5 protein-coding genes and 1 pseudogene are annotated in these 5,407 nt (G+C 69.9%); 2 read left to right on the forward strand and 4 right to left on the reverse strand.

Annotated elements, in window-relative coordinates:
* Positions 1-93 precede the first annotated feature (93 nt).
* Together K206_RS0126915 and K206_RS0126920 are read right to left on the reverse strand one after the other, a co-directional pair.
* Positions 94-735: a DsbA family oxidoreductase gene (locus K206_RS0126915; protein ID WP_020205477.1), complete on the reverse strand. Its 642-nt coding sequence runs from the start codon at positions 733-735 to the stop codon at positions 94-96.
* Between the two features lie 121 nt (positions 736-856).
* Positions 857-1,789: a dihydrodipicolinate synthase family protein gene (locus tag K206_RS0126920; RefSeq protein WP_020205478.1), complete on the reverse strand. Its 933-nt coding sequence runs from the start codon at positions 1,787-1,789 to the stop codon at positions 857-859.
* A gap of 163 nt (positions 1,790-1,952) precedes the next feature.
* Here K206_RS0126920 and K206_RS0126925 point away from each other — a divergent pair, with 163 nt between their 5' ends.
* Positions 1,953-2,885 (forward strand): LysR family transcriptional regulator, encoded by a 933-nt coding sequence (locus K206_RS0126925; RefSeq protein WP_029044139.1) that lies wholly within the window; start codon positions 1,953-1,955, stop codon positions 2,883-2,885.
* Positions 2,886-2,909: 24 nt separating this feature from the next.
* Here the strand turns inward: K206_RS0126925 and panE are convergent, their stop codons facing one another.
* On the reverse strand, positions 2,910-3,833 hold the full coding sequence (panE, locus tag K206_RS0126930; protein ID WP_020205480.1) for a 2-dehydropantoate 2-reductase: 924 nt from the start codon (positions 3,831-3,833) through the stop codon (positions 2,910-2,912).
* A gap of 207 nt (positions 3,834-4,040) precedes the next feature.
* On the opposite strand from panE, the gene K206_RS0126935 reads away from it, so the two are divergent.
* On the forward strand, positions 4,041-4,856 hold the full coding sequence (locus K206_RS0126935) for a class II aldolase/adducin family protein (RefSeq protein WP_020205481.1): 816 nt from the start codon (positions 4,041-4,043) through the stop codon (positions 4,854-4,856).
* A gap of 13 nt (positions 4,857-4,869) precedes the next feature.
* Here the strand turns inward: K206_RS0126935 and K206_RS39400 are convergent.
* Positions 4,870-5,361: pseudogene (locus K206_RS39400) on the reverse strand (LysR substrate-binding domain-containing protein); the annotation flags it as partial.
* Positions 5,362-5,407 lie beyond the last annotated feature (46 nt).

Below are 5,407 nucleotides of genomic sequence, written 5' to 3' on the forward strand. Positions count from 1 at the left end.
GGGGCGGGCCGCCGCGGTCACGTGGGTCCGTGCGCGCGGCAATACCGGGGCAGGCCGGCGCGGGCGCCGGGGCAGCCGCGCGCCGTGCCGCGTTCAGCCTTCGGCCAGGATCTGGCGGATAGCCTGCTCGAAGGCTTCCACCGGCTGCGCGCCGGTCAGCAGATAGCGCTTGTTGAAGATGATCGACGGCACGGACTGGATGCCCATGCCCTGGTATTCCTGCTCTTCGGCGCGCACTTCGCCGGCGTAGTCGCCGTGTTGCAGCACCTGGCGCGCCTGCGCGGGGTCGAGCCCCGCCGCTTGCGCGGCCTCGACCAGCACGTCGTGGTTGCTGGGGTCCTTGCCGTCGCTGTGGTAAGCGCGCAGCAGCGCGAGCTTGAGCGGCAGTTGCTTGCCGTGCAGGCCGGCCCAGTGCAGCAGGCGGTGCGCGTCGAAGGTGTTGTAGACCTGTTCGCGCGGGCCGAAGGCAAAGCCGACGGCGGCGCCGCGCTCGCGGATCATGGCCTGGGTCTCGGCGATCTGCGCGGGCGTGCGCCCGTATTTCTTGCCGAGATAGTCGACGATGGCTTCGCCGTCCGGTCCCATCTGCGGGTTCAGCTCGAACGGATGGAGCACGATCTCGGCGTCCACGGCGTCGCCAAGCCGCGACAGCGCAAGCTGGAGCGAGGACAGGCCGACGGCGCACCACGGGCAGGCGATGTCGGAGACAAAATCGATTCTGAGCGGCTGTGTCATGGCGGATCTGGTGGCGCGGCCCGCGATGCGGCCGGCCCGATAGAAGGTCAGGATGGCCCGACAGGGTAGCCCGAATCGCCGATCCTTGCAGGATGGCGATTCGGGCATGTCCGCCGCCCGCTCAACGCCCCCAGCGCAACACCAGCGGGTCCAGCCGGCGCGCGATCTGGAGCAGCCCCGCGCGCGTGGCCGGGTGCATCGGCTGGAGCGGATGGCGCACCGCGTCGGAGGCGATCACGCCGCCCTCCTTCATCAGCACCTTGCTGGTGGCCAGCCAGCCCTGGCGGTTCTCGTAGTTGATGAGCGGCAGCCATTGCTGGTAGTGGTCGGCGGCGCCCTCGGCGTCGCCGGCCTGGTAGGCATCGACGATGCGGCGGATGCCGTCCGGGAAGCCCGCGCCGGTCATGGCGCCGGTGGCGCCGGCGTCGAGGTCGGCCATCAGCGTGATGGCTTCCTCGCCGTCCCACGGGCCGACGATGGCGTCGCCGCCGAGCGCGATCAGCTCGCGCAGCTTGGCCGCCGATTGCGGCACCTCGATCTTGAAATACGACACGTTGGCGATTTCCTTCGCCATGCGCGCGAGGAACGGCGCGGACAGCGTGGTGCCGCTGACCGGCGCGTCCTGGATCATGATGGGGATGTCGATGGCGTCGGACACCGTGGCGTAGAACGCATGGATGGCGTGCTCGGGCACGCGGATGGTGGCGCCGTGGTACGGCGGCATCACCATCACCATCGCGGCGCCGGCGTCCTGCGCGGCGCGGCTGCGTTCGGCGCAGATGCGCGAGCTGAAGTGCGTGGTGGTGACGATCACCGGCACGCGCCCCGCCACGTGGTCGAGCACCGTGGCCATCAGCGTGCTGCGCTCGGCGTCGGTCAGCACGAACTGCTCCGAGAAGTTGGCCAGGATGCAGATGCCGTTGGAGCCGGCGTCGATCATGAAGTCGATGCAGCGGCGCTGGCCGTCGAGGTCGAGGCCGCCCTGCTCGTCGAAGATGGTCGGCGCGACCGGGAATACGCCCCGGTAGGCGGTTTGGCGGGCGGGCTGGGTCATGTCTGTCTCCTTGTCGTGCGCAGGGGCCGTGTTCTTGTCTCGGGTGCTTGCGCAATATAAGAGCATCCGGCGTCCGATGTATATTGAAACCTTTCCATCTGGTGATCGCTTTTGCGACTCACCGGCCTGCCGGACAAGACCTGACCCTGGACGCCGCACGCCCATGAGAGCCACCCTCGACGTACTGATGTCGCGCCTGCGCATGAAGCAACTGCAGTTGCTGATCGCGCTGGACGACCACAAATCGCTGCACCAGGCGGCATCCGTCATGGCCATGACGCAATCGGCCGCCAGCAAGGCCCTGCAGGAACTGGAGAGCATGCTGGACGCGCCGCTGTTCGAGCGGACCCGGACCGGCATGCAGCCCAACCCGTTCGGCCATTGCGTGATCCGCTATGCGCGGCTGCTGGCCACGGACCTTACCGCGCTGTGCCAGGACATGGCCGAAATCCGCTCGGGCACGGCCGGGCGGCTTGCGGTGGGGGTCATCATGGGCGCCGTCACGGGCGTGCTGGCGCCCGCGCTGGCCAGCCTCCAGGCTGAGCAGCCCAACCTGTCGATCGAGATCGTGGAAGACACCAGCCTGCGCATGCTGGGCCTGCTCGACGACGGCCGGCTGGACCTCGTCATCGGCCGCGCGCTGGTGAGCGACCAACCCGCCCGCTACCGCTACGAGGCGCTGGGCAACGAGCCGATCTCGGTGGTGGTCGGCCACGCCCACGCGGCGCCGCGCGCGCGCGAACTCGCCTTTGCCGACCTGGCGAGATACCGCTGGGTCATCTATCCCGCCCAGATGCCGATGCACGCGCTGCTGCTGCGCGAGCTGGACCTGGCCGGCATGAGCATGCCGGCCAACGCCATCACCACGGCCTCCACGCTGGTCACGGTGGCCTTGCTGCAGGGCAATGCCAACCTCGTGTCGCTGCTGCCGACCAGCGTGGCCGAGCCCTACGCGCGCCAGAAGATGCTGCGCATCCTGCCGGTGAAGATGCAGTCGCGCAACGACACCTTCGGCATCGTCACGCGGCGCGGCGGCACGCTCTCGGCGGCGGCCCGGCGGCTGATCGCGGCGCTGCGGGCCGGCAAGCCGGATTGAGGTGCCGCCCGGCGGGATGGCCGGTCAGCCGCCGCGCGCGCGGCGCGCCTCGTAGGCCTTCAGGCTGGCCAGCGCCATCCGCAGCGTCGGCGCCGGCACCGGGCCGCGGCGCGCCAGCAGGTCGCCCACGATCTGGTTGGATTCGATGGCGCCGCCGCGCTCGAGGTCGCGCAGCATCGACGCCGTCATCGGCGAGCCTTCCTTGAACAGCGAGGCAGCCGCCTGTTCCAGCGCCGGCGCGCGCGCGGGATAGCCGTTGGCCGCGGCGATGGCGGTGCACTCGTCGAGCAGGGCCGCGATCACGTCGCGCCCGTGCGGGGCGGCCAGGATGTCGCCCACGGCGGCCCGCATCAGGCAGGTGGACGACGCCAGCGTGGCCAGGAACAGCCATTTCTCCCACATGTCCTGCAGCATGGCCTCGCTGCGCTGCACGTCGAAGCCGGCGCCCCCGAACACGGCGGCCAGGGCCTGCGCGCGGTCGCTGCTGCCGGACGGACGCTCGCCGAAGGACAGCACGTGGAAGGCCGAAAGATGGAGGATGGTGCCCTGCTCGTCCAGCGTGCTGGAGATCAGGCAGCGGCCGCCCATGACCCGTTCGGCGCCGAAGCGGGCATCGAGCTTGTCCAGATGCTGCATGCCGTTGAGCAGCGGGATGATGACCGTGCCCGGGCCCACGGCGGGCGCGAAACCGTCCATCGCGCTGTCGAGGTCGTAGGCCTTGCAACTGAGCAGCACCACGTCATACGGTTGCGCGATCTGCCCGACCTGCACCAGCGGCGGGTTGGGGAAATGCAGGTCGCCGTGCTGGCTCTTGACCTTCAGGCCATGCTCGGCCAGTTGGGCGGCGCGCCGCGGGCGCACCAGGAACGTCACGTCGCGCCCAGCCTGCAACAGCCGCGCGCCGAAATAGCCGCCAGTGGCGCCCGCTCCGACAACCAGAATACGCATCTTCGACTCCAGAATCCGGCCCGGCGGGAGGCCGGGCGATGCGCCATTGTAGTGGCTGGCGGGCGAGGCTGCCGGCACGCCAGCGGCCGCGCGGCGGGGCCCGCGGCGCGCTGCTGCCAATCCATCAACAGCCTGTGAGTATTCATCGATAGCGGCGCCTACCGGCCTCGCCCAGAATGGGATCTGCTCAAGCCATCTGGAACCTTTGTGAACGACATCGCGAATAGCGCCCTGCAGATCCCGACGCCCATCGGCGGCGCCCTGCCCGCACCGAAGGCATTCGATTCCCTCGACGCCACGCGCCGGGACCGCAAGCTGCGGCTGGCCGCCGCGTTCCGCATCTTCGCCCGCTTCGGGCTGGCCGAAGGCATCGCCGGCCACATCACGGTGCGCGACCCGGAGCATGCGGACCGCTTCTGGGTCAATGCCTATGCGCAGCATTTCTCCGCCATCCACCCCGACGACCTGATCTGCATCGACGAGCACGGCAAGGTCCACGCGGGCACCGGCCCGGTGAACGCGGCGGCGGCGGCGATCCATTGCGGCATTCACGGCAGCAATCCCGACGTGGTTGCCGCCGCGCACACGCATTCCGTCTATGGCCGCGCGTTCTCGGCGCGGCACCGGACGCTGCTGCCGATCAACCAGGAGGCCTGCCTGTTCTTCGAGGACCAGGTGGCGTTCCAGGGCGACGTGCTGGTGCTGGCGGCGGACGAAGGGCGGCGCATCGCGCAGTCGATGGGCGACCGGCGGGCGGCGGTGCTGGTCAATCACGGCCTGCTGACGGTCGGCACCTCGGTCGACGCGGCGGCCTTCCGCTTCGTGGCGATGGAACGCTGCTGCCAGATCCAGCTGCTGGCCGAGGCGGCCGGCGAGTTCAGCGTGCTGTCCGATGAGGAAGCGCGCTCCGTGCGCCGCCAGATCGGCTCCGACTATGTGGCGTGGCTGGGTTTCCAGGGCCTGTTCGAACAGTTGCTGCGCGAGAGCCCGGACCTGCGCGCCTATCAAGCGGCCATCCGGTAGCCGCGCGCCCGCTTCAACCGGCGCCCTGCACGCGCCGGACGTAGCTGGCCGCCGCGTCGATCAGCCATGCCTCGAACCGGCGCACGGGCTCCCAGTGGCGCCGCTGCTCGGGAAACGCGAAATAGATGTTGCTCGGGCTCGGCACGAAGTGCGGGTGCGCGATGACCAGCTGCCCGCTGGCCAGTTCGCGGTCAACCAGGCTGCGCGGCAGCAGCGCCAGGCCCTGCCCCGCCACCGTGGCGTTGATGGACATGACGAACATGTCGTAGTGCGGCGTCGGCGCGTCGTGCTCCAGCGGCCGCCCGACCAGCGATTCGCCCCAGTCGGTCCAGGCCGCCGGGATGTCGCGCGTGTAGATCCACGGCGCCGCGGCGATGCGCTCGAGCGGCAGCTCGCGCTGCCCGTCGCACCAGACCGGCGCGCACACCAGCACCAGGCGGTCGTCGCTGACCAGCGCGGCGCCGGTCATGCCCGCCCACAGATGCTGGCCGAAATAGATGGTCGCGTCGAAATTGGAGTCGTCGAAGAAGGGGTCGTCTCAGAAAACGGAA

Origin of the sequence: Cupriavidus sp. WS (genome assembly GCF_000395345.1) — a bacterium.
Taxonomy (GTDB): domain Bacteria; phylum Pseudomonadota; class Gammaproteobacteria; order Burkholderiales; family Burkholderiaceae; genus Cupriavidus; species Cupriavidus basilensis_B.